We start from the raw sequence: 20,218 nt of genomic DNA on the forward strand, positions 1-20,218 counted from the left end.
ACCGGCTCCGTCCGGTCGTCACAGCAGGCCTTCCTTGTCGAGCCAGTCCTTCGCGATGGTGGCCGCGGGGAGCTGCTCGTCGATGCTGCGCGCGTTGAGGTCGACCAGGTCCTCGGTCGACATCGCGGCGCTGACCTTGTTGATGATGCCGGCGGCCTTGTCGTCGACGTTGTCGCTGGCGATCGGCACCAGGTTCGACGCCAGGAAGAGGCCCTTGGTGTCCTGGAGCGTGACGAGGTCGTTCTTCTTGATCGACGGGTCGCCGGTGTAGATGATCGCGAGCTGGATGTCGCCGTCCTTGAGGGCCTTGACGGTGAGCGGGCCGCCGCCGTCCTCGATGGGCGTGAACTTCACGCTGACGCCGTAGGTGTCCTTGAGACCCTTGGGGCCGTTGGGCCGGTTCTCGGCCTCGGAGTTGGCGCCGAAGGTCATCGGCTCGGTGACCTTGGCGAGGTCGTCGATGGTCTCCAGGCCGTACTTCTCGGCGAACGCGCGGGTCACCACGTAGGAGTCCTGGTCGGCCGCGGGGGACTGGTCGAGCACGTTGAGGCCCTTGGCCTCGGCGGCCTTGACCAGCTCGGCGTAGACGTCGTCGGCCAGGCGGGCCTTGGTGTCGGGCTCCCAGACCTGGAGGAGCGGGCCGCTGTACTCGGGGAAGAGGTCGATCTTGCCGGCCTCGATCTCGGGCAGGTACGCCTCGCGCTGGCCGATCTTGAAGGACCGCTCGACCTTGATGTCGGCCGCCTCGAGCGCCTGGGCGTAGGCCTCGGCGACGATCTCGTTGGAGTAGTACTCCTGGGAGCCGATCACGATCGTCTTGCCGTCCTTGTCCCCCGAGCTGAGGGGGTCGGAGTCCCCGCCGCCGCAGGCGGTGAGGGCGAGGGAGGCGAGCGAGATCAGCACCAGGCCGATCCGGGTGCGGGTCATGACGGAACCTTTCCTTGGGTGGGTCGGCTGGCCCGTTGGAGGCCAGCCATGGTGAGGTCGAGGACGAGGGCCAGCGCGGCGACGAGCAAGGCTCCGGCGAGCATCTGCTCGTACTGGCGCGACTTGAGGCCGGAGAAGAGGTAGCGGCCCAGCCCGGTGTCGGAGATGTACGCCGCCAGCGTGGCCGACGCGACGACCTGGAGGACGGCCGCGCGGAGGCCGCCGAGGATGACGTCGGCGCCCAGGGGGATCTCGACGCGGGTGATCAGCTGCCACTCGCTCATCCCGACCGCCCGCGCGGCGTCGACGGCTCCCCTGTCGGCGGCCTCGACGCCGGCGTAGGCCCCGGCGAGGACCGACGGGAAGGCGAGCGCGACGAGGGCCAGCAGCGGCGCCTCGATGCCGATGCCGAGCGCCAGGCCGAGGAGGGTCAGGAGACCGAGCGTCGGTACGGCGCGGACCGCGCCGGCCAGCGCGACCACGACCAGCCGCCCGCGCCCCGTGTGGCCGATGACGATACCGAGGGGCAGCGCGACGACGGCAGCGATCGCGACGGCGGCGAAGGTGACGATCAGGTGCTGCAGGAGTCGGTGCTCGATGCCGCTGGGGCCGCCCCAGTGGGCGCCGTCAGTGATCCAGGACAGGGCGTCGGCGAGCAGGTTCATGTCGTCGCCCCCGCCGATGACGCCCGCTGCCAGGGTGTCGCGATCCGGCCGAGCGCCACGAGCAGCACGTCGAGGGCGACGGCGAGCGCGATGGTGGCGACGACGCCGGTGACGATCTCGGCGCGGATGTCGCGCTGGAAGCCGTCGGTGAGGAGGTTGCCCAGACTGGGGATGCCGACCAGGGCACCGATCGTGGCCAGGCTGACCGTGCTCACGGTGATCACCCGGATGCCGGAGAGCAGCACGGGGACGGCGAGCGGAAGGTCCACCTTCCAGAACAGCCCGGTGCGCGAGTAGCCCATCGCCTCGGCCGCCTCACGCACGCGCGCGTCGACCGAGCGGAAGGCGTCGGCGGCCGTGACGGCGAGCAGCGCGGTGCCGTAGACGGTGAGGGCGGCGACCAGGGTGAGGCCGGACCGCAACGGCGTGCCGAGCAGGATCGGGATCACGATGAGCAGGGGCAGCGCGGGCACGGAGTAGAGCAGGCTCGCCGTGCCGAGGACCACGGTGCCGATGCGTGGCCAGCGCCAGGCGATCCGGCCGAGCAGGACGGCGATCGCGACGCTGAGGACGACGGCAGGCACGCAGAGGCGTACGTGCTGGACGAGCATGTCCAGCACGTAGTCGCGGTTGGCGTCGAGCCAGGTCATGTCAGGACGCCGACCGGCCGTCCGTCGCCGTCGACCACGATGCTGCGTCCGTCGACGTCCACCTCCTGGAGCGTGCGCTCCGCGCGACCGGCGCCGACGAAGTCGCGCACGAAGTCGTCGGCCGGCGCGGCGAGGATCTGCTGCGGCGTACCGGTCTGGGCGACGATCCCGCCCGTGCGGAGGATGACGATCTCGTCGCCGAGCTTGAACGCCTCGTCGATGTCGTGGGTGACCAGCACGATCGTCTTGCCGAGCTCGGCCTGGAGCTGGGCCAGCTGGTCCTGCAGGTCGCGGCGCACGATCGGGTCGACCGCACCGAACGGCTCGTCCATCAGCAGCACGTTGGGGTCGGCCGCGAGCGCCCGCGCCACGGCCACCCGCTGCTGCTGGCCGCCGGAGAGCTGGGCCGGGTAGCGCCGCCCGAGCGCCGGGTCGAGACCGACCAGCTCGAGCAGGCCCAGCGCGGCGGTGCGCGCCGCGCGGCGCGTCGTACCGGTGAGCACGGGGACGGTCGCGACGTTGTCGACGACCCGGCGGTGGGGGAGCAGGCCGCCCGCCTGGGGGACGTAGCCGATCGAGCGGCGCAGCGCGACCTTGTCGAGCTCGTGGACGTCGCGGTCGTCGATGAGCACCGTGCCCGTGGTCGGCTCGACCATCCGGTTGACCATCCGCATCAGCGTGGTCTTGCCCGACCCGGACGTGCCCACCAGGGCGAGCGTGCGGTGCGAGGGGACCGTGCAGGAGAAGCCGGTGACCGCGACCGTGCCGTCGGGATAGGTCTTGCCGACGTCGCGGAACTCGATGCCCATCTGGTCCTCCTCGCTGGGGGTCCCGGACACCCTACGGGGCCGCGGGGACAACGGCGGGGAGTTCGGCGCCAGCAAGCCCGAGGCACCGTGCGAGGCCCGGCGCCGCCCTGATCAGCCCTGGGCGGCCAGCTCCACGATCGCCTCGAACCGCGCGGCCATCGCCTCGGCGAGCGCCTGCGCGGCCTTGAGCGGGCGCACCATCACCATGAATTCGGTGATCAGGCCGTCCTCGTCGAGGACGAGGAAGTCGCAGCCGGTGAGCTCGAGACCGCCGACCGTGGCCTCGAAGACGAGCGCGTGACCGGTGTCGTCGCCGAGCTCGCGGACGTAGCGGAAGTCCTCGAAGACCTCGATGACGTGGGCGAGGATCGCGCCGGTGATCGCCTTGCCGGGGTAGGGCTTGTGGGCGACGGGGCTGCGGAAGACGACGTCCTCGGCCAGGCAGGCGCGCATCGCCTCGACGTCGCGGGCCTCGACGGCCGCACGGAAGGCGCTCACAGCGCGGCCGCCAGCTCGGTGCCCTGCTTGATCGCGCGCTTGGCGTCGAGCTCGGCGGCGACGTCGGCGCCGCCGATCAGGTGGACCTGACCGGGGAACCGCGCGGCGAGGAGGTCGTCGTACAGGGCGCGGACGGACTCCTGGCCGGCGCAGACGACGACGTGGTCGACGTCGAGCACCTGGGGGGATCCGTCGACGGTGACGTGCAGGCCGGCGTCGTCGATGCGGTCGTAGGTGACGCCGCTGAGCTGGTGGACACCGAGGTCCTTGACGGCCGCGCGGTGCACCCAGCCGGAGGTCTTGCCCAGGCCCTTGCCCTGCGCGGACTCCTTGCGCTGGAGCAGCCAGACCTCGCGCTTCGGCGTGCGGGGGGTCTTGTCGGTGACGCCGCCGCGGACGACGGCCGGGTCGGCGACGCCCCAGTGGGCCTTCCACTCCTCGAGCGTCTCGGGGGTGTGGGCCAGCAGCTCGGTCACGTCGAAGCCGATCCCGCCCGCGCCCATCACGGCGACCTTGGCGCCGACCGGCACCCGGCCGGTGATGGCGTCGGGGTAGGAGACGACCTTGGCGTGGTCGATGCCGGGGATCCGCGGGGTGCGCGGCTCGACGCCGGTCGCGACGACCACGTCGTCGTACCCGCTGAGGAGGTCGGGGGTGGCGCGGGTGCCGGTCTTGACGTTGACGCCGAGGACCTCCATCCGGCGGCGGAAGTAGCGCAGCGTCTCGGCGAACTCCTCCTTGCCGGGGATCTGCATGGCCAGGCGGAACTGGCCGCCCAGCTCGTCGCCGGCCTCGAAGAGCGTCACGTCGTGGCCGCGCTCGGCCGCGCTGACCGCGGTCGCGAGACCGGCCGGGCCGCCGCCGACGACGGCGACCCGCTTGGCGCGACGGGTCGGGCTGAGGACGAGCGAGGTCTCGTGGCAGGCGCGCGGGTTGACCAGGCAGGACGCGCGCTTGGCCTGGAAGGTGTGGTCGAGGCAGGCCTGGTTGCAGCCGATGCAGGTGTTGATCTCGTCGGCGCGGCCCGCGCGGGCCTTGGCGACGAGGTCGGCGTCGGCGAGGAACGGCCGTGCCATCGAGACCAGGTCGACGCCCTGCTCCAGCACGGACTCCGCGACGTCGGGGGTGTTGATCCGGTTGCTCGCGCAGACCGGGATCGTCAGCTCCTGCTTGATCCGCAGCGTGCTGTCGACCCAGGCGCCGCGCGGGACGCTGGTGACGATCGTCGGGACGCGCGCCTCGTGCCAGCCGATGCCGGTGTTGACGACGCTCGCGCCGGCCTCTTCGATCCGGTGGGCCAGGTCGACCGTCTCGGCCCAGGTCTGGCCGTCGGGGACGAGGTCGAGCAGGGACATCCGGTACATGATGAAGAAGTCGGGCAGCTCCTGGCGGATCCGGCGCACGACCTCGACGGGGAAGCGCATCCGGTTCTCGGCCGACCCGCCCCACTTGTCCGTACGGCGGTTGGTGCGCGCCGCGAGGAACTGGTTGATGAGGTAGCCCTCGGAGCCCATCACCTCGACGCCGTCGTACCCGGCCTTCTGGGCGAGCCGGGCGCTGGCCACGAAGTCGTCGATCGTCTTGTCGACCGCGCGCGTGGACAGCGCGGACGCCTTGAACGGGGTGATCGGCGACTTGGTCGCGCTCGCCGAGACGCTGAACGGCGTGTAGCCGTAGCGACCGGCGTGGAGCAGCTGGAGCGCGATCTTGCCGCCGTGGGCGTGCACCGCCTCGGTGACCCGCTGGTGCCGGTGGGCGTTGAGGCGGGTGGTCATCTGGGACCCGAACGGCAGCAGCCAGCCGCGCACGTTGGGGGAGTAGCCGCCGGTCACGATGAGGCCGACGCCGCCGGCCGCGCGCTCGGCGAAGTAGGCCGCGAGCTCGTCGATGTGCCAGGGCCGGTCCTCCAGGCCCGTGTGCATCGAGCCCATCACCGCGCGGGACTGGAGCGCGAGGCCGCCGACGGTCGCCGGTCCGGTGAGGAGGGGGTAGGGCGTGGTGGTCACGGGATCTCCTTGGTGTGGGCGTCGAGGTACTCGGTCAGCCAGCGGATCCAGAACTCCTCCATGAGGAGTCCGCCGCGCAGCACGAGGTAGATGTCGAGGTCGGCGTCGCCGAGCGCGCTCGGGTCGGGGAAGTCGCGGGCCGCGAGGAACTCGTAGAGCGAGAGCCGCTTGGTGTGCTCGTCGAGCTGGCGGCGCAGGTCGTCGAGCAGCGCCGCGCGGTCGCCGTACGATGCGCCGCGCATCTTGACGCCGAGCGTGCTGCGGACCGGGTCGGCCACGGTGGGCTCGGCGATCCAGCGGCGCAGCTCGGCATGGCCGGCCGGGGTGACGGCGTAGACCTTCTTGGCGGGGCGGTCGGGCTGGGGCACCACCTCGGCGGTGATCCAGCCGTCGGCCTCCATCCGCCCCAGCACGCGGTAGATCTGCTGGTGCGTCGCGGTCCAGAAGAAGCCGATCGACGCGTCGAAGCGCCGGGTCAGCTCCGCACCGGACGCCGCCCGCTCGCTGAGCGAGACGAGGATCGCGTGCTCGAGGGCCATGGCAGCAGCATGCCCGCGATCGAGCCCCTATGCAACTAGTTGCAGACTTCGTCACACCTGCCGGTGGTAGGTCTTGTTCGCGATCCGCCAGGCGCCGTCCACCCGGAGCAGCACGAACGAGTCGGTGAAGACGTCCGGGCCGTGGTGGAGCGTCATGGTCGCCGTGGCGGTGCTGCCGGTGACGCTGACCTGGTCGATCCGGCGCCGCCGGCGCGCCTCGTCCGGGGCGGGCGCGCCGGTGAAGAGCGCGCAGTACTCGTCGAGCGTCCACGAGGTGAAGGCGCCCGCGCGCAGGCCCTCGACGTGGGCGGTCGGCAGGAACGCCCGCCGGTGGTACGACGGGTCTCCGGTCGCGTGCCCCGCGGCGTAGTCGTGCAGCGGGGCGAGGACGGCCGGGTCCGTCACGAGCCCGGCGACGTCGGCGCCCGGGTGGAGGGCCGCGGCGAGGAGGGCGACGTCCTTGGCGAGCGCGGCGGCGGCGAAGTCGGCCTCCCGGTCGTCCGTCGGGTCGGCTAGCCGGTCGCGCTTGGCGCGGACCAGGCCGCCGAGGGTGGTGTGCTCCAGGAGGTCGAGGGTCAGGGTGGGGTCCAGGCCGAGGGCGGCGGCGCGGGTCCGGGCGGTACGGACGGCGAGCAGCGCGTCGGCGAGCGCGCCGTTGGCGACGAGCTTGGCGGCCGCGGCCTGCGCCGGCGTGCCGCAGGGGAGCGCGGTGCCGAGGTCGGCGAGCGCGGCGGCCGCAGCCGGGCCGGGGGTGCCGCCGACGAGCAGGGTGAGCGTGCCGGCCGCAGCCGGTCCGGTCGAGCCGAGCACGGGGACGTGGACGGTGCCCGGGACGAGTGCGGCGAGCTCGGTCGCCTCCGCGGGGCTCACGGTGGCGGTGTTGACGACGACGGCGCCGGCCGGGAGGGCCGGGCGCACCTCGTCGAGGACGGCGCGGCAGGCGGGGCCGTCGTACAGGCAGAGGAGGACGACCTCCGCGCCGGCGACCGCCTCGACGGCGCTCGCCGCGGTGCCGCCGCCGGAGCGGGTCCAGGTGGTGACGGGGTGGCCGCGCTCGGTGAGCCGGGTGGCGAGGGCGCGGCCCATCCGGCCGAGGCCGAGCAGGGTGACGGGGACGGGCATGCAGCCATGCTGGCGCGCGGCGAGCCTTGCGACCAGCGCAGATCTGGCACCGCTGCCATGCGGGGAACGCATAGGATGCCCGGGTGTCCCTGACCGGCTGGCGTACCTATCTCGCCGTGTGTCGGCTCGGCTCGCTCTCGGCGGCCGCGGCCGAGCTCGGCTACACCCAGTCCGCGGTCTCCCGGCAGCTCGCCACGCTGGAGCGCGAGATCGGCACGCCGCTGGTCGAGCGGCGGGCGCGCGGCGTGGTGCCGACCCCCGCCGGCGAGACCTTCGCGCAGCACGCCCGCCTGGTCGTGACCGCCGCCGACCGGGCGGTGCGGGCCGCCCGCGAGGCCGGCGCCGGTACGCCGGCCCTGCTCGCCGTCGGCGCCACCCCCTCGGCCTCGGCCGGCCTCGTCCCGGCGGCGCTGCGGACGCTCCCGGCCGATTCCTGGACGCTCACGACCGGCCTGTCCGCCGTCCTGGAGGAGCAGGTCGCGGCCGGCGAGCTCGACCTCGCCGTCGTCACCGACGCACCGCCGGGGCTGGCGCCCGACCCGCGCCTGGTCCGGCACCCGCTCGGCGAGGACGTGATGCGGGTCGTCGTCCCGGTCGCTCACCCGGCGGCCGGGACGGCGACGCCCGCCGAGCTCGCCGACTTCGCCACCGCGACGTGGGTCGAGGACAACGAGGGCTCGGCGGCCCTGCTGCGGAGCGCGGCCGCCCGGGCCGGCTTCGAGCCGCGCATCGAGCTCGCCGCGGCCGACCTGGCCGGCAAGACCGCGCTGGTCGCGGCGGGGCACGCGGTGGCGCTCGTCCCCGGGCTCCTGGTCCCGGCGCTGCGCCGCGACGTGGTCGCCGTCGAGGTCCGCGACGCACCCCGCCGCGGGATCTTCGCGACCGTCGCGGCGACCCCGGACCCGCCGGCCGCGGCGGTCCGGCGGCTGCTGGCGGCGCTGGTCAGCGGTTGAGCGCGCGGAACTCCTTCATCCGCGCGACGTAGCGCCGCATCCGGCGGGCCGGCACGGCGCGGGGCCAGTCCTCGGCGCGGAACCACGCGTCGGACCCGCCGTCGACGAAGACCACGCTCCCGCACAGGAAGTCCGCGGCGTCCGAGAGCATGAACACGACCCAGGCGGCGAGCTGTCCGGGATCGCCGAAGCCGCCGATCGGCACCGGGAACGCCTTGATCCGGCGCGCCTCGGCAGGCGTCGCGAGCTGCTGCTCGAGCAGCGGGGTGCGGATCGCGCCGGGTGCGAGCGCGTTGAGCCGGATGCCGGCGCCGGCCCAGTCGCGGGTGACGGCCTCGCGGCGTACCCACCGGCTGACGGCGATCTTGCTGGCTCCGTAGGCGAACGAGGGCGCCATCGACCCGAAGATCCGCAGCGTCGCGAGTGCCTTGGGCACGTCGCGGTCGAGGAGCGCCCGGACCGCGCGGCGCGGGACCATCGGCATCGTCGTGGTGGAGTTGCTGGAGAAGACGACGACCTTCGCCCGCTCGGCGGCGGCGAGCGCCGGGCGCCAGGCGTCGAGGAGCTCGACCACCCCGAGGTAGTTGACCTCGGCGATCAGCCGCGCCCGGTCGCGTCCCGGGGCCGGGCCCAGTCCCGCCGCGAGCACGGCGCCGTCGAGGACGCCGCCCGCGCGGTCGAGCACCTCCCGCGCCGCCGTACGACGGCCGGCCGCGGTCGACAGGTCGGCCACGACGTCGCCGTCCTCGCGGTCGACGCCGATGACGGTGTGCCCCTCGGCGACGAGGCGGGCGACGACGGCCGCGCCCATGCCGGAGGCGGAGCCGGTGACTGCGTAGGTACCCACGGGGCGACTCTAGAACAGGTTCTAGTGGTGCTGCTCCGCATGTCCCGCCGCGGGGTGCGCTAACCTGGAGCCACCACCGGTTGCCGTCCTCTCGACGCACGCCGGTGACGGATCACCCGATCGGCGCTCTCCCGCAGCAGCGCGAGCCGCCGGCGAAACCTTGCAGGGCTGCGCTGTCGGTCCCGCATCGGAAGGACACCTGTGGCTCGAGGAGGCCAGCGGGGAGCGACGCAGCAGCGTCGCGGCTCCGGGTCGGCGCGGACGCGTCGCAACGAAGAGGGCATCATCCCGCAGCTCGCGCGCGCCGTGCGCGAGGTCGAGGCCGCCGTCGCGCGGCGCTCGGCGATGCCGGAGGTGCGCGCGAAGTTCCAGGTCGTCGCGCTGCTGGCGCGCGAGGAGCGGGCTCGGGTCAAGGGGGACACCACCCTCTCGGACGGCCGCCGCGGCGAGGAGCTCAAGCGGCTCGACGGGATCGCGACGATCCTGGCCCAGACCGCCGCTCGCGACAGCACGCTCTTCACGCTGCTCGACGAGAACGCCGAGATCTCCGAGTCGGCCAAGGCGATGCGCCGCGAGCTGCTGCGCAAGGCCGGCGTCGACGAGCCGGAGCCCGAGCCGGAGCCCGTCGTCGAGGACCCCGAGGCGGCCGCGCTGCTGGAGAAGCGGGTCATCCCGCTGTCGGTCCAGGCGCGCCAGCTCGCCAACCCCTTCCTCGTCCCCGACTTCGCCCACGCCCGGGCCAAGGTGCGTCCGCGCCGGCTGGCCGGGTGGGAGCTGCTCGAGCCGCTGTTCCGCTCGTTCGAGCGGGCCGCGCCCGACGCGCCCGCCTGCATGCCGCTGCCGGACGCCGACCAGCTCACCTCGCTGACCGGGCGCCACGCCGCCCCGGCCGGCCGCGAGCTCATGGCCCACCAGGCTCAGCTCATCGCCTCGGCGGCCGCGGGTCACCGCACCTACCTCCTCGCCGACGAGCCCGGCCTGGGCAAGACCGCCCAGGCGCTGCTCGCGGCCGAGGCCGCCGGCGCCTTCCCGCTGCTGGCCGTGGTCCCCAACGTCGTCAAGACCAACTGGGCCCGCGAGGTCGAGATCTGGACGCCCAACCGGCGCGCGACCGTGCTGCACGGCGACGGCGGCGACGCCGACGGGTTCGCCGACGTCTTCGTCGTCAACTACGAGATCCTCGACCGCCACGTCGGCTGGCTCGGCACCCACGGCTTCCGCGGGATGATCGTCGACGAGGCCCACTACATCAAGAACAAGTCCTCGCAGCGCTCCCAGAACGTCCTGGAGCTCTCCGAGCGGATCCGCGCGCGGATCGCCCGGCCGCTGATGATGGCGCTGACCGGCACGCCGCTGATCAACGACATCGAGGACTTCCGCGCCATCTGGCAGTTCCTCGGCTGGATCGACGACGTCGTGCCCCAGGGCGACCTGATGGAGGCGCTCGAGGAGACCGGGCTGACCCCGGCCGACCCCGGCTTCTACCCGGCCGCGCGGCGCGCGGTCGTCGACCAGGGCATCGTGCGGCGCCGCAAGATCGACGTCGCCGCGGACATCCCGGCCCGCCGGATCGCCGACATGCCGGTCGAGCTCGAGGGCGAGGCCGGCCGGTCCATCCGCAAGGCCGAGCGCGAGCTCGCCCGCCGGATGGTCGAGCGGTACGACGCGGCGATCGCGACCCGTCGTACGGGCGCCGAGGTCGAGGGCATCGACCACCGCCTGGTCCGCCAGGTCGCCGGCTGGGAGCGCGAGGACACCTCGACCAAGACCGGCGAGAACGTCTTCGAGATGATGCGCCGGATCGGCCAGGCCAAGGCCGGTCTCGCCGCCGACTACACCGCGCAGCTCGCGCGCAACGTCGGCAAGGTCGTCTTCTTCGCCAAGCACATCGACGTCATGGACCAGGCCGAGAAGACGTTCGCCGAGCGCGGCATCCGCTACAGCTCGGTGCGCGGCGACCAGTCCTCGACGACGCGCCAGCGCGAGATCGACGCCTTCGTCAACGACCCCGACGTCCAGGTGGCCGTCTGCTCGCTCACCGCGGCGGGCGTCGGCCTCAACCTGCAGGTCGCGTCCAACCTGGTGCTCGCCGAGCTCTCCTGGACCGACGCCGAGCAGACCCAGGCGATCGACCGGGTGCACCGCATCGGCCAGGCCGAGCCGGTCACCGCCTGGCGGGTCATCGCGACCCAGACGCTCGACACCCGCATCGCCGAGCTGATCGACAAGAAGGCCGGGCTCGCCGCCCGGGCGCTCGACGGCGCCGGCGACGAGGTCGAGGGCGGCGCGATCGACCTGCAGACCGAGGCGCTCGTGGCCCTCCTCACCGGAGCGCTCGAGGCCCGCGGGGACTGATGTCACACTCCGGCGACCCGTCTCGTCCTCCTGTCATGAGCACCAAGATCGCAGTGGCAGGCGGAACGGGACTGGTCGGCCGGCTGGTCGTCGACGAGGTACGGCGGGCGGGGGCGACCCCGGTCGTCATCGCCCGCTCGGCCGGCGTGGACCTCGTGTCGGGCGAGGGGCTGGCGCCCGCGCTCGACGGGGTCGGCGCCGTGATCGACGTGAGCAACGTCGACACCCTCAGCGCGAAGCGGTCGATCGCCTTCTTCGAGGCGGCGACCGGCAACCTGCTGGCCGCCGAGGCGGCCGCCGGGGTGCGCCACCACGTCGCGCTCTCCATCGTGGGCAGCGACCGCGTCGACCTGCCCTACTACCTCGGCAAGCGCCGCCAGGAGGACCTCGTCGCGGCCGGCCCCGTGCCGTGGACCGTGCTGCGCGCCACCCAGTTCCACGAGTTCGCCGGCCAGCTCATCGACCGCAGCCCCCGCCCGCTCGCGCTGGCCCTGCGGATGCGCTGCCAGCCCGTCGCCGCCCGCGAGGTCGCGGTCGAGCTCGTCGCCGCCGCGGTCGACCGCCCCGCCGGGCTCCTGCCCGACCTCGCCGGACCGCGGCCCGAGGCGATGGACGCGATGGTGCGCCGGGTGCTCGCCGCGCGCGGGGGCGGGCGGCTCGTCGTACGGGCGCCGATGGTGGGGCGCGCCGGACGCCAGAGCAAGGCCGGCGGCCTGCTGCCCGGCGCGGGCGCGACGCTCGGAACCGAGACCTTCGACGACTGGCTCGCCCGTGCCTGACGTTCGGCCCGGCCTCGCCGAGGAGTACGACGCCCTGCGCCCCCGCATGATCCGCGTCGCCTACGCCATCGTCGGCTCGCGCGCCGAGGCCGAGGACGTCGTCGCCGACTGCTGGCTGCGCCTGGTCGACGCCGACGCCCGGGACCCGGTCCGCGACCTGACCGGCTGGCTGACCGTCGCCGTGGCGCGCGCCGCGACCGACGTACTGCGCTCGGCGCGGGTGCGCCGCGAGGAGTACGTCGGCCCCTGGCTCCCCGAGCCCTACGTGGTCGCGGACCCCGCCGACCGGGTCACCCTCGACGAGACCGTCAGCTATGCGCTGGCCGTCGTCCTGGAGTCGCTCTCGCCGGCCGAGCGCACCGCCTGGGTGCTCCACGACGTCTTCGGCCTGGGCTTCCCCGAGGTCGCGGCCGTCGTCGGCCGCACCCCGGCCGCCGTCCGCCAGCTCGCCTCCCGCGCCCGCACCCACCTCGCCGCCCAGTCCCCACGCTTCGCCGTCGACCGCACCGCCCACCAGGCCGTCCTCGACCGCTTCCTCGCCGCCACCGCCGGCGGCGATCTCGACGCCCTCATCGCCACCCTCGACCCCGACGTCGTCGTCACCTCCGACGGCGGCGGCATGGTCGGCGCAGCCCGCCGTCCCGTCCACGGCGCCGACCGCGCCGCCCGCTTCCTGGTCGGCCTGGTCGCCAAGTACGTCGGCGACGTGGAGATCGAGCTGCTCGACGTCAACGGGGCGCCCGCGGTGGGGCTCCGGGAGGACGGGGTGCTGACCTCGCTCGTCGTACTGACGGTGGTGGGGGAGCGGGCGACGCGGGTGGACATCCTGCGGGCGCCCGCGAAGCTGGCAGCGGTGGAGGCTCAGGCGTAGTTGAACCGCAGCCCGTCCGGCACCTGGTCCGCGCTGTCGCTGTAGGCGTTCATCGCCAGGGTCGCCCGCCGGAAGTATGCCGAGATCGCCACCGCCGCCGGCCGCTCGATCCCGACATCGACGAGCGCCTGGTCGAACAGGTCCAGGCACGCCTCGTCGAGGTCGGGGTGCTCGCCGTTGCCGGCGTGCATCCGCTGCATGCCCGACTCGTCGCCGTAGCCGGCGGTGTAGAGCGGCGGGCCGCCCAGCGCCTCGGCGAGGTACGCCGCCAGCCGCTCGTCGTGCTGGGGGTGCATGGCGCGCTCGAAGGGGTGGGCGGCGACGGGGTCGGCGAGGCAGAGAGCGTGCCAGCGGCGGCACAGGTCGAGGAGGGCGTCGAAGCCGCCGGCCTGCTCGTAGAGCGTGCTCATGGTGCGAGTCTCCTGTCGGCGTAGCGGAATCCGGCGATGAGCGCCGCGAACAGAGCTGTGATCCCGACGCACACCACGGCGACGTGCCCCCAGCCCTCGACCCGGAAGTTCAGGAACGGGTACGGCACCCAGCGGGTGGCGCCCGCGACGGCGAGGGTGACGGCGAGCCAGGCGAGGGGCCAGGCGAAGGAGACGGCGACCGCGCGTCCGTCGACGCGGGGGCGGGGGCCGAAGGCGAACCAGCCGACCACGGCGAGGACGGGCACCACCATGTGGAGCAGCTTGTCGGCGGCCCAGCTCGCGCCCTCGAGGTCGAGGAGGGGGCGGAGCAGGAAGAAGTGCACGAGGCCGGTGACGGTGATGCCGACGGTGCCGGCCAGGCGCAGGACGCGGAAGGCGGGACCGTCGCGGAGCGGGTCGCGGGCGAGGAGGACAGTGGCGACGGCGACGAGCAGGTTGCTCTGGATCGTGAAGTAGGCGACGAAGCGGGCCAGGCGCAGGCCGAGTCCGGGCGGGTCCTCGTCGACGAGGACGCTCGAGCCCTCGATGACGAGGGCGAGCTGGAGACCGAGCGCGGTGAGGGTGACGACGGCGGTGAGCAGGTGCCAGCCGCGGGCGGGGGTCACTCGGCGGCCTCGGGGGTGAGCAGGCGCTGGATGGCGTCGCCGTAGATCGCGATCAGGTCCGCGGGATCGGCGGCGGCCAGGATCGGGTCCTCCTGGACGTAGAGCATGGTGAGCAGGCCGCCGATCTGGGCGACGGCGAGCGCGGCGCGCAGCTCGCGGTCGGCTCCGGTCAGGCGCGGGGTCAGGGGAGCGACGTAGGTCTCGGCGGTGTGCCGGACCATCTCCTCGCGGACCTGGTCGCGGTGGGCGGCCTGGGCGAGCGCCACGAACCGCTTCCGTACGACGGGTCGGCCGGGGTCGACAAAGTAGGCGACGAGGCGGCGTCCGACGGTCTCGATCGGGCCTTCGAGGACGCTGCCCAGGCCGAGGGACGTGTCCACGGTGCGCAGGAAGAGCGCCTCCTTGGAGCCGAAGTGGCGGATCACCAGCGCCGGGTCGACGCCAGCCTCGGCGGCGATGGCGCGGACCGAGGCGCGCTCGAAGCCGCGCTCGGCGAAGAGGGTGCGCGCGGCCTCCTCGATGGCGGCCCGGGTCGCCCGGCCGGCGGGCCGCAGGTGGTCCGTGGCGGGAGAGGTCTTCGTCACACCGCAACCGTAGGGCATCGGGGTCTTCGGTCAACGGTGTTGACACTCACACCGTCAACACCGTTGACTCAGCCCTCGTGACCGCGACCTCCTCTGCCCCCGGCGCCCCGGTCGACGCCGGAACCGCCCGGACGGGCTCCCCCCTCGTGACCGTCGTCGTGCTCTGCCTGGGCGGCCTCGTCGCCTCGCTGACGCAGACGATGGTGATCCCCATCCAGGGGCAGCTCGCCGGGCTGCTCCACACCAGCGAGGCCAACGCCTCCTGGGTGATCACCTCGACGCTCGTCGCCGGTGCGATCGCGATGCCGATCTCCGGACGGCTCGGCGACCTGTTCGGCAAGCAGCGGGTGCTGGCGATCAGCGCCGGCGTGCTGCTCGTCGGCTCCCTGGTGTGCGCGCTGAGCAACAGCCTCGTGCCGATGCTCGCCGGCCGCCTGCTCCAGGGCTTCGCGATGGGCTTCATCCCGGTCGGCATCGCGCTCCTGCGCGAGGTCACCCCGCCGCGCCTGACCGCGACCGCGATGGCCGCGATGAGCGCGACGCTCGGCGTGGGCGGCGCGATCGGCCTGCCGCTGTCGGCCTGGATCGTGCAGGACTACAGCTGGCACACGCTCTTCTGGGTCTCCACCGGGCTGGCCGCGGTGGTCGCGCTCGCCGTCGTCCTCCTGGTCCCGCACGTCAAGGACGCCGTCCCCGGCCGTTTCGACGTGGTCGGCGCCATCGGCCTGGCGCTCGGTCTGGTCGCGCTGCTCGTCGCGGTCTCCAAGGGCAACGAGTGGGGCTGGAGCCACGGTCGCACCCTCGGCCTGATCGTCACCGGCGTGCTGGTCCTGCTCGCGTGGGGCAGCTACGAGCTGCGCGTGAGCGACCCGCTCTGCGACCTGCGCGTCTCGGCCCGGCGTCCGGTGCTGCTGACCAACGCCGCCGCCATCGCGATCGGCTTCGGCATGATGGCGCAGGCGATCGTCGTCCCGCGGCTGCTGCAGTCGCCGTCGGCGACCGGCTACGGCCTCGACCAGACGCTGCTCGAGACCGGCCTGTGGATGGCGCCCGGCGGTCTGGTGATGATGGCGTTCTCGCCGATCTCGGGCCGGCTGATCCGGGTCGTCGGCGCCCGCGTCACGCTGATGCTCGGCGGCACCGTGCTGGGCATGGGCTACGTCTTCGCGCTCTTCCTCACCGACGCGCCGTGGCAGCTCATGGTCGCCTCGTGCATCAACTCCGCCGGTGTCGGCATCGGGTACGCCGCCATGCCGACCCTCATCCTCGAGTCGGTCCCGCTCGCCGAGGCCGGCTCCGGCGTCGGCATCAACGGCCTGATGCGCTCGATCGGCACCAGTGTCTCCTCCGCCGTGATGGCCGCGATCCTCACCTCCGCCACGATCGACCTCGGCGGTCACGAGCTGCCCAGCGAGGACGCCTTCGCGATCTGCTTCGGGGTCGGAGCGGCGGCCGCCTTCCTCGGCGTCCTCCTCGCCGCGCTGGTGCCCCGGCGCCGGTTGCCGTGACCCCGCGGCACGGGTAACCGGAACCTCCCCCCGTCCCGCTCGTTGGACCGGCAGGCCCGTCCTCGGAGCTGGCCGAACGTCGTCGTGGCGACTGGGGGGTTCTGCGACGCAGGAGCGGTCCCGGTCCTCGGACCGGGGCCGCTTCGACGTTCCGGGCCCCTCCGTAGGCGAGGATGGTCCGCGTGTCCGGCCCCTTGATCGCCTCCGACCCCACCGCCGACGCGGTACGACGCAGCGCGCTGCGCCGGATGCGCACCGTCGCGGTCGCGCTGCTCCTGCTCGCCGCCGCCGTCTACGTCGTCACCCTCGGCGAGGACGGCTTCTGGGGCTTCGTCAACGCAGGGGCCGAGGCCTCGATGGTCGGTGCCATCGCCGACTGGTTCGCGGTGACCGCGCTGTTCAAGCACCCCCTGGGCCTGCCGATCCCGCACACCGCGCTCATCCCGAAGCGCAAGGACGACCTCGGCAAGGGGCTCGAGGAGTTCGTGGGGGAGAACTTCCTCCAGGAGGACATCATCCGCGAGCGGGTGCTCGGCGTGCAGGTCGCGCAGCGGGTGGGGGACTGGCTCGCCGTACCCGCCAACGCCGAGCGCGTGGTCACCGAGGGCTCCGAGCTCGCCGCGCTCGCGCTGGGCAAGGTGCGCGACGACCACATCGAGGCGCTCGTGACCGAGGCGCTCGTGCCGCGCTTCCGCGAGGAGCCGATCGCGCCGCTGCTCGGCGGCCTGCTCGCCGAGGCGATCCGCGACGACCTGCACCACGGCCTGGTCGACCTGATGCTCGAGGAGATGCACGGCTGGCTGCTGGCCAACCCCGAGACCGTGCACGACGTGCTGGGGGAGCGGGCGCCGTGGTGGGCGCCGGACTCGGTCAACACCTACGTGATCAACCGGCTCCACCTCGAGGTCGTCCGCTGGGTCGGCGAGATCCGCGAGAACCCGGACCACCGGGCCCGCCGCGCCCTCGACTCGATGCTCGTCCAGCTCTCCGACGACCTGCTGGCCAACCCGAGCACCCAGGCCCGCGCCGAGCGGCTCAAGGAGCGGGTGCTCGACCACCCGGCGGTGATCGCGAGCGCGATCTCGCTGTGGCAGGCGCTGCGCAAGGCGCTGCTGTCGTCGCTGGCCGACCCGGCGGGCGCCGTACGGCGTCGGCTGCTGGTGGAGATCGAGGGCGCCTCCGCCCGGCTGCGCTCCGACGCGGCCCTGCGCGAGCGGCTCGACCGGGTCGCCGCGGACGGCGCCGTGTTCGTCGTCGACCGCTACGGCGCCGAGCTCACCGCCGTCATCACCCACACGATCGAGCGCTGGGACGGCAAGGAGGCGGCGCGGCGCATCGAGCTGCACGTCGGGCGCGACCTGCAGTTCATCCGGATCAACGGCACCATCGTGGGCGGCCTGGTGGGGGTCCTGATCCACACGATCTCGGTGGTGCTTCACTGATGCCCATGTTCGGCCGCAAACGCAAGGACCCCGAGCCCGCGGGCCCGGTACCCGTCGACGTCGCGATCCGCGACGAGTCGATCCGGCTCGGTCAGTTCCTCAAGCTCGCCAACCTGGTCGAGTCCGGGGCCGAGGCCAAGCCGGTCATCGCCGACGGGCTGGTCCAGGTCAACGGCGAGGTCGACACCCGCCGGGGGCGCCAGCTCCGGGTCGGGGACGTCGTGGAGCTGAACGGGCAGGCCGCCCGGGTCGCCGACGGCGACGTACCGGACGACCTGCCCTGGTAGGTCGTGCGCTCGAGCTCAGCTCACTTCACGTCGAGCAGGTCGACCACGAAGATCAGCGTCTCGCCCGGCTTGATCACGCCACCGGCGCCACGGTCGCCGTAGCCCAGGTGCGGCGGGATGACGAGCTGGCGGCGGCCGCCGACCTTCATGCCCTGGACGCCGGTGTCCCAGCCCTGGATGACCTGGCCGATGCCGAGGCGGAAGTCCAGCGGCGCGCCGCGGTTGTACGACGCGTCGAACTCCTCGCCGCTGGACAGCGCGACGCCGACGTAGTGGACCGACACGGTGTTGCCGGCCGCGGCCTCGGCGCCGTCGCCGACGGTGAGGTCGGTGATGACGAGGTCGGTGGGCGGGGTGGGGTCGACGAAGTCGATCTCAGGCTTCTGGCTCATCCCGCCAGCCTAGGACCTCGGGTGCGACCCGCGGGATCCGCGGGTCGGTGAAGGGTCGGTAGATCGCGCCGGCACCTTGTAGGCTGCGCGCAGAGCGTCCCACCGCAGGATGGATGGGATCGATGGGGAGGTCTCGGGGGGAACGCCGTGCGGGTCAACGCGACAGGTGCCGAGGCGTGGACGTCGCCGGACAGTGCGTCGCGCCTGGTCTACGCCGCCGGCACGCACCCGGGGCGGGTCCGCGACCTCAACGAGGACTCCTCGCTGGTGGCGCCGCCGGTCTTCCTGGTCGCCGACGGCATGGGCGGCAACGACCGCGGTGACGTCGCGAGCCGGCTGGTCGCGGAGTCGTTCGAGCCGCTGGCCACGCTGCCGCTGGTCGAGGCGGGCGACGTCGAGGCCGCCATCGTGGCCGCGCAGCACCGGGTGGGGGCACTGGCCGATCCGGCCGAGGGGGCGGCGGCGCCGGGGTCGACGCTGGTCGCGGCGGCGCACGTGCTCCAGGACGGGCACGGGTACTGGCTGCTGGCCAACATCGGCGACTCCCGCGCCTACCTGTTCACCGCCGACGGGGTCCTCGACCAGATCTCGAAGGACCACTCCGTCGTCCAGGAGCTCATCGACGCCGGCCGGCTGACCACGGACGAGGCCATCGGGCACCCCGAGCGGCACATCATCACCCGGGCGATCGGCGCCCTCAGCGCCGCCCAGGCCGACTTCTCGCTGGTGCCGGCCGAGCCGGGGGCGCGGCTGCTGCTGTGCTCCGACGGACTCACCTCGGAGCTCTCCGACACCGCCATCGGGCACATCCTCTCCGAGCGGATGCCGGCCGACCGCACCGTGCTGACCCTGGTCGACGCGGCCGTCTCGGCCGGCGGGCACGACAACGTGACCGTCGTGGTGATCGACGTCGTGGCCACCGCCGGACCCGACGAGGACACCAGCCCCGCGCCCTGGGAGCGGCGATGAGCACGGCGTACGTCCCGGGCGAGCTGGCCACGCTGGTCACCGGCGACGCGATCGTCCTCGCCCCGGCCGACCGGCTCGCCGACCTCGTCGCGCTGGCCGGACCAGGCCTGAGCCCCGCCCCCGCGGCCTGGACCGCCGCGCTCGGCGGCCTGCCCGAGCTCGCCGCCGTCGTGCGCGAGGGCGACGTGCTGCGCCTGCTCGCCCGCGGTGGGTACGCCGTGCGCGCGGGCGGGTTGAGCGTCGACGGCCGTGCGGGTGCCCCGGGCACCACCACCGAGACCTCCACCCCGCTGACCGCCGGCGTCGTCGTCGAGCTCGGTCCGCTCGGGGTGGCGCTCACCGGAACCGGACCCGGTCCCGCGCTGCTGCCCATCGGCGCCGGCGTCGTGCGCAGCGGCGGCGTCCGCTGGTGCCCGCTGGGGGAGCCCGCCCCGGCCCCCGCGGCCCCCGCGGCTCCCGAGCACACCGTCGTCCGCGGGGCGGCCCCGGTCGCACCGGCCATCCCGGTCGACCCCGACCACGACGGCCGCACCATCACCCCGGCCCAGCTCCAGGCGCTGCGCGCCACCCCGTCCGCCGCCGTGCCCGCAGCCCCACCCCCGCCCCTGCCGCCGCCCCCGCCGGTCCGCCCGCTGGTCGCGCTGCGCCTCTCGACCGGCCGTGTCGTCCCCGTACGACGCCGGGTGCTCGTCGGCCGCAGCCCCCGGGTGCAGCAGGTCGGCGGCAGTGCCAACCTGCCCGCGCTGGTCACCGTGGACGATCCCTATGTCTCCGGGACCCACCTCGAGGTCTCCTCCGACGGCACCCGGGTCACCGCCACCGACACCTCCACCAACGGCACGCTGCTGACCCGGCCCGGCCAGATCCCGGTCCCGCTCGACCACGGGGTGCCGACCGAGGTGGCGATGGGTGACGTGCTCACGCTGTCCAAGGGCGTCACCGCGACCGTCGTCCCCGCGCACGAGGCGGAGGGCTGAGC

The 20,218-nt window shown here is 73.8% G+C and carries 22 protein-coding genes; 9 read left to right on the forward strand and 13 right to left on the reverse strand.

From position 1 onward, the window contains the following. Positions 1–18 precede the first annotated feature (18 nt). The 8 genes from M0M48_RS04825 to M0M48_RS04860 form a co-directional block, all read right to left on the reverse strand. The gene (locus M0M48_RS04825; protein ID WP_215815420.1) at positions 19–927 is read right to left on the reverse strand and encodes an ABC transporter substrate-binding protein; all 909 of its coding nucleotides are present in this window, start codon (positions 925–927) and stop codon (positions 19–21) included. Next, a complete protein-coding gene (locus M0M48_RS04830) occupies positions 924–1,592 on the reverse strand; it encodes an ABC transporter permease (RefSeq protein WP_257750271.1) in 669 nt (222 codons plus the stop codon). Before M0M48_RS04830 ends, M0M48_RS04825 begins: the two co-directional genes overlap by 4 nt. Next, positions 1,589–2,242, reverse strand: coding sequence for an ABC transporter permease (locus tag M0M48_RS04835; RefSeq protein ID WP_257750272.1), 654 nt, complete (start codon positions 2,240–2,242; stop codon positions 1,589–1,591). The genes M0M48_RS04830 and M0M48_RS04835 overlap by 4 nt, the downstream gene beginning before the upstream one ends. Further along, entirely contained in the window at positions 2,239–3,051 is an 813-nt protein-coding gene (locus M0M48_RS04840; protein WP_215815417.1) for an ABC transporter ATP-binding protein, read from the reverse strand. Before M0M48_RS04840 ends, M0M48_RS04835 begins: the two co-directional genes overlap by 4 nt. Positions 3,052–3,162: 111 nt before the next feature. Beyond that, entirely contained in the window at positions 3,163–3,549 is a 387-nt protein-coding gene (locus tag M0M48_RS04845; protein ID WP_257750273.1) for a nuclear transport factor 2 family protein, read from the reverse strand. Beyond that, the gene (locus tag M0M48_RS04850; protein WP_257750274.1) at positions 3,546–5,555 is read right to left on the reverse strand and encodes an NADPH-dependent 2,4-dienoyl-CoA reductase; all 2,010 of its coding nucleotides are present in this window, start codon (positions 5,553–5,555) and stop codon (positions 3,546–3,548) included. Before M0M48_RS04850 ends, M0M48_RS04845 begins: the two co-directional genes overlap by 4 nt. Beyond that, a complete protein-coding gene (locus tag M0M48_RS04855) occupies positions 5,552–6,094 on the reverse strand; it encodes a PadR family transcriptional regulator (protein WP_215815415.1) in 543 nt (180 codons plus the stop codon). Before M0M48_RS04855 ends, M0M48_RS04850 begins: the two co-directional genes overlap by 4 nt. Before the next feature lie 51 nt (positions 6,095–6,145). After that, complete coding sequence (locus M0M48_RS04860) at positions 6,146–7,216, reverse strand: nuclear transport factor 2 family protein (protein WP_257750275.1); 1,071 nt, start codon at positions 7,214–7,216, stop codon at positions 6,146–6,148. A gap of 83 nt (positions 7,217–7,299) precedes the next feature. Between M0M48_RS04860 and M0M48_RS04865 the strand changes: the two genes are divergently transcribed. Next, a complete protein-coding gene (locus M0M48_RS04865) occupies positions 7,300–8,169 on the forward strand; it encodes a LysR family transcriptional regulator (RefSeq protein WP_257750276.1) in 870 nt (289 codons plus the stop codon). Here the strand turns inward: M0M48_RS04865 and M0M48_RS04870 are convergent. Then, the gene (locus M0M48_RS04870) at positions 8,159–9,016 is read right to left on the reverse strand and encodes an SDR family oxidoreductase (RefSeq protein WP_257750277.1); all 858 of its coding nucleotides are present in this window, start codon (positions 9,014–9,016) and stop codon (positions 8,159–8,161) included. The genes M0M48_RS04865 and M0M48_RS04870 overlap by 11 nt on opposite strands. Positions 9,017–9,217: 201 nt before the next feature. Between M0M48_RS04870 and M0M48_RS04875 the strand changes: the two genes are divergently transcribed. Genes M0M48_RS04875 through sigJ form a run of 3 tightly spaced genes read left to right on the forward strand, consistent with a single transcriptional unit; the run spans position 9,218 to position 13,021 of the window. After that, positions 9,218–11,371: a DEAD/DEAH box helicase gene (locus M0M48_RS04875; RefSeq protein ID WP_215815411.1), complete on the forward strand. Its 2,154-nt coding sequence runs from the start codon at positions 9,218–9,220 to the stop codon at positions 11,369–11,371. Positions 11,372–11,406: 35 nt separating this feature from the next. Next, entirely contained in the window at positions 11,407–12,150 is a 744-nt protein-coding gene (locus M0M48_RS04880; RefSeq protein ID WP_257750278.1) for an SDR family oxidoreductase, read from the forward strand. Continuing rightward, the gene (sigJ, locus tag M0M48_RS04885; RefSeq protein WP_257750279.1) at positions 12,143–13,021 is read left to right on the forward strand and encodes an RNA polymerase sigma factor SigJ; all 879 of its coding nucleotides are present in this window, start codon (positions 12,143–12,145) and stop codon (positions 13,019–13,021) included. Before M0M48_RS04880 ends, sigJ begins: the two co-directional genes overlap by 8 nt. Here sigJ and M0M48_RS04890 read toward each other — a convergent pair. From M0M48_RS04890 to M0M48_RS04900, 3 genes are read right to left on the reverse strand one after another with little or no spacing between them, the layout of a single operon-like run. Next, positions 13,012–13,431 (reverse strand): globin domain-containing protein, encoded by a 420-nt coding sequence (locus tag M0M48_RS04890; protein WP_257750280.1) that lies wholly within the window; start codon positions 13,429–13,431, stop codon positions 13,012–13,014. The genes sigJ and M0M48_RS04890 overlap by 10 nt on opposite strands. After that, on the reverse strand, positions 13,428–14,057 hold the full coding sequence (locus tag M0M48_RS04895) for a Pr6Pr family membrane protein (RefSeq protein ID WP_257750281.1): 630 nt from the start codon (positions 14,055–14,057) through the stop codon (positions 13,428–13,430). The genes M0M48_RS04890 and M0M48_RS04895 overlap by 4 nt, the downstream gene beginning before the upstream one ends. After that, positions 14,054–14,641: a TetR/AcrR family transcriptional regulator gene (locus M0M48_RS04900; protein WP_215815407.1), complete on the reverse strand. Its 588-nt coding sequence runs from the start codon at positions 14,639–14,641 to the stop codon at positions 14,054–14,056. The genes M0M48_RS04895 and M0M48_RS04900 overlap by 4 nt, the downstream gene beginning before the upstream one ends. A 77-nt stretch (positions 14,642–14,718) precedes the next feature. Between M0M48_RS04900 and M0M48_RS04905 the strand changes: the two genes are divergently transcribed. From M0M48_RS04905 to M0M48_RS04915, 3 genes are all read left to right on the forward strand, one after another. After that, positions 14,719–16,149: an MFS transporter gene (locus M0M48_RS04905; protein ID WP_215815406.1), complete on the forward strand. Its 1,431-nt coding sequence runs from the start codon at positions 14,719–14,721 to the stop codon at positions 16,147–16,149. A 173-nt stretch (positions 16,150–16,322) separates the two neighbouring features. Continuing rightward, positions 16,323–17,591, forward strand: coding sequence for a DUF445 domain-containing protein (locus M0M48_RS04910; RefSeq protein WP_257750282.1), 1,269 nt, complete (start codon positions 16,323–16,325; stop codon positions 17,589–17,591). 5 nt (positions 17,592–17,596) lie between these two features. Beyond that, on the forward strand, positions 17,597–17,878 hold the full coding sequence (locus M0M48_RS04915) for an RNA-binding S4 domain-containing protein (RefSeq protein ID WP_252373361.1): 282 nt from the start codon (positions 17,597–17,599) through the stop codon (positions 17,876–17,878). A gap of 20 nt (positions 17,879–17,898) precedes the next feature. Here the strand turns inward: M0M48_RS04915 and M0M48_RS04920 are convergent, their stop codons facing one another. Further along, positions 17,899–18,270 (reverse strand): FKBP-type peptidyl-prolyl cis-trans isomerase, encoded by a 372-nt coding sequence (locus M0M48_RS04920; RefSeq protein WP_257750283.1) that lies wholly within the window; start codon positions 18,268–18,270, stop codon positions 17,899–17,901. 147 nt (positions 18,271–18,417) lie between these two features. Between M0M48_RS04920 and M0M48_RS04925 the strand changes: the two genes are divergently transcribed. After that, a complete protein-coding gene (locus M0M48_RS04925) occupies positions 18,418–19,239 on the forward strand; it encodes a PP2C family protein-serine/threonine phosphatase (protein WP_215815403.1) in 822 nt (273 codons plus the stop codon). Then, a complete protein-coding gene (locus tag M0M48_RS04930; RefSeq protein ID WP_257750284.1) occupies positions 19,236–20,216 on the forward strand; it encodes an FHA domain-containing protein in 981 nt (326 codons plus the stop codon). The genes M0M48_RS04925 and M0M48_RS04930 overlap by 4 nt, the downstream gene beginning before the upstream one ends. Positions 20,217–20,218: the final 2 nt, after the last annotated feature.

Source organism: Pimelobacter simplex (assembly GCF_024662235.1).
Classification (GTDB): Bacteria; Actinomycetota; Actinomycetes; order Propionibacteriales; family Nocardioidaceae; genus Nocardioides.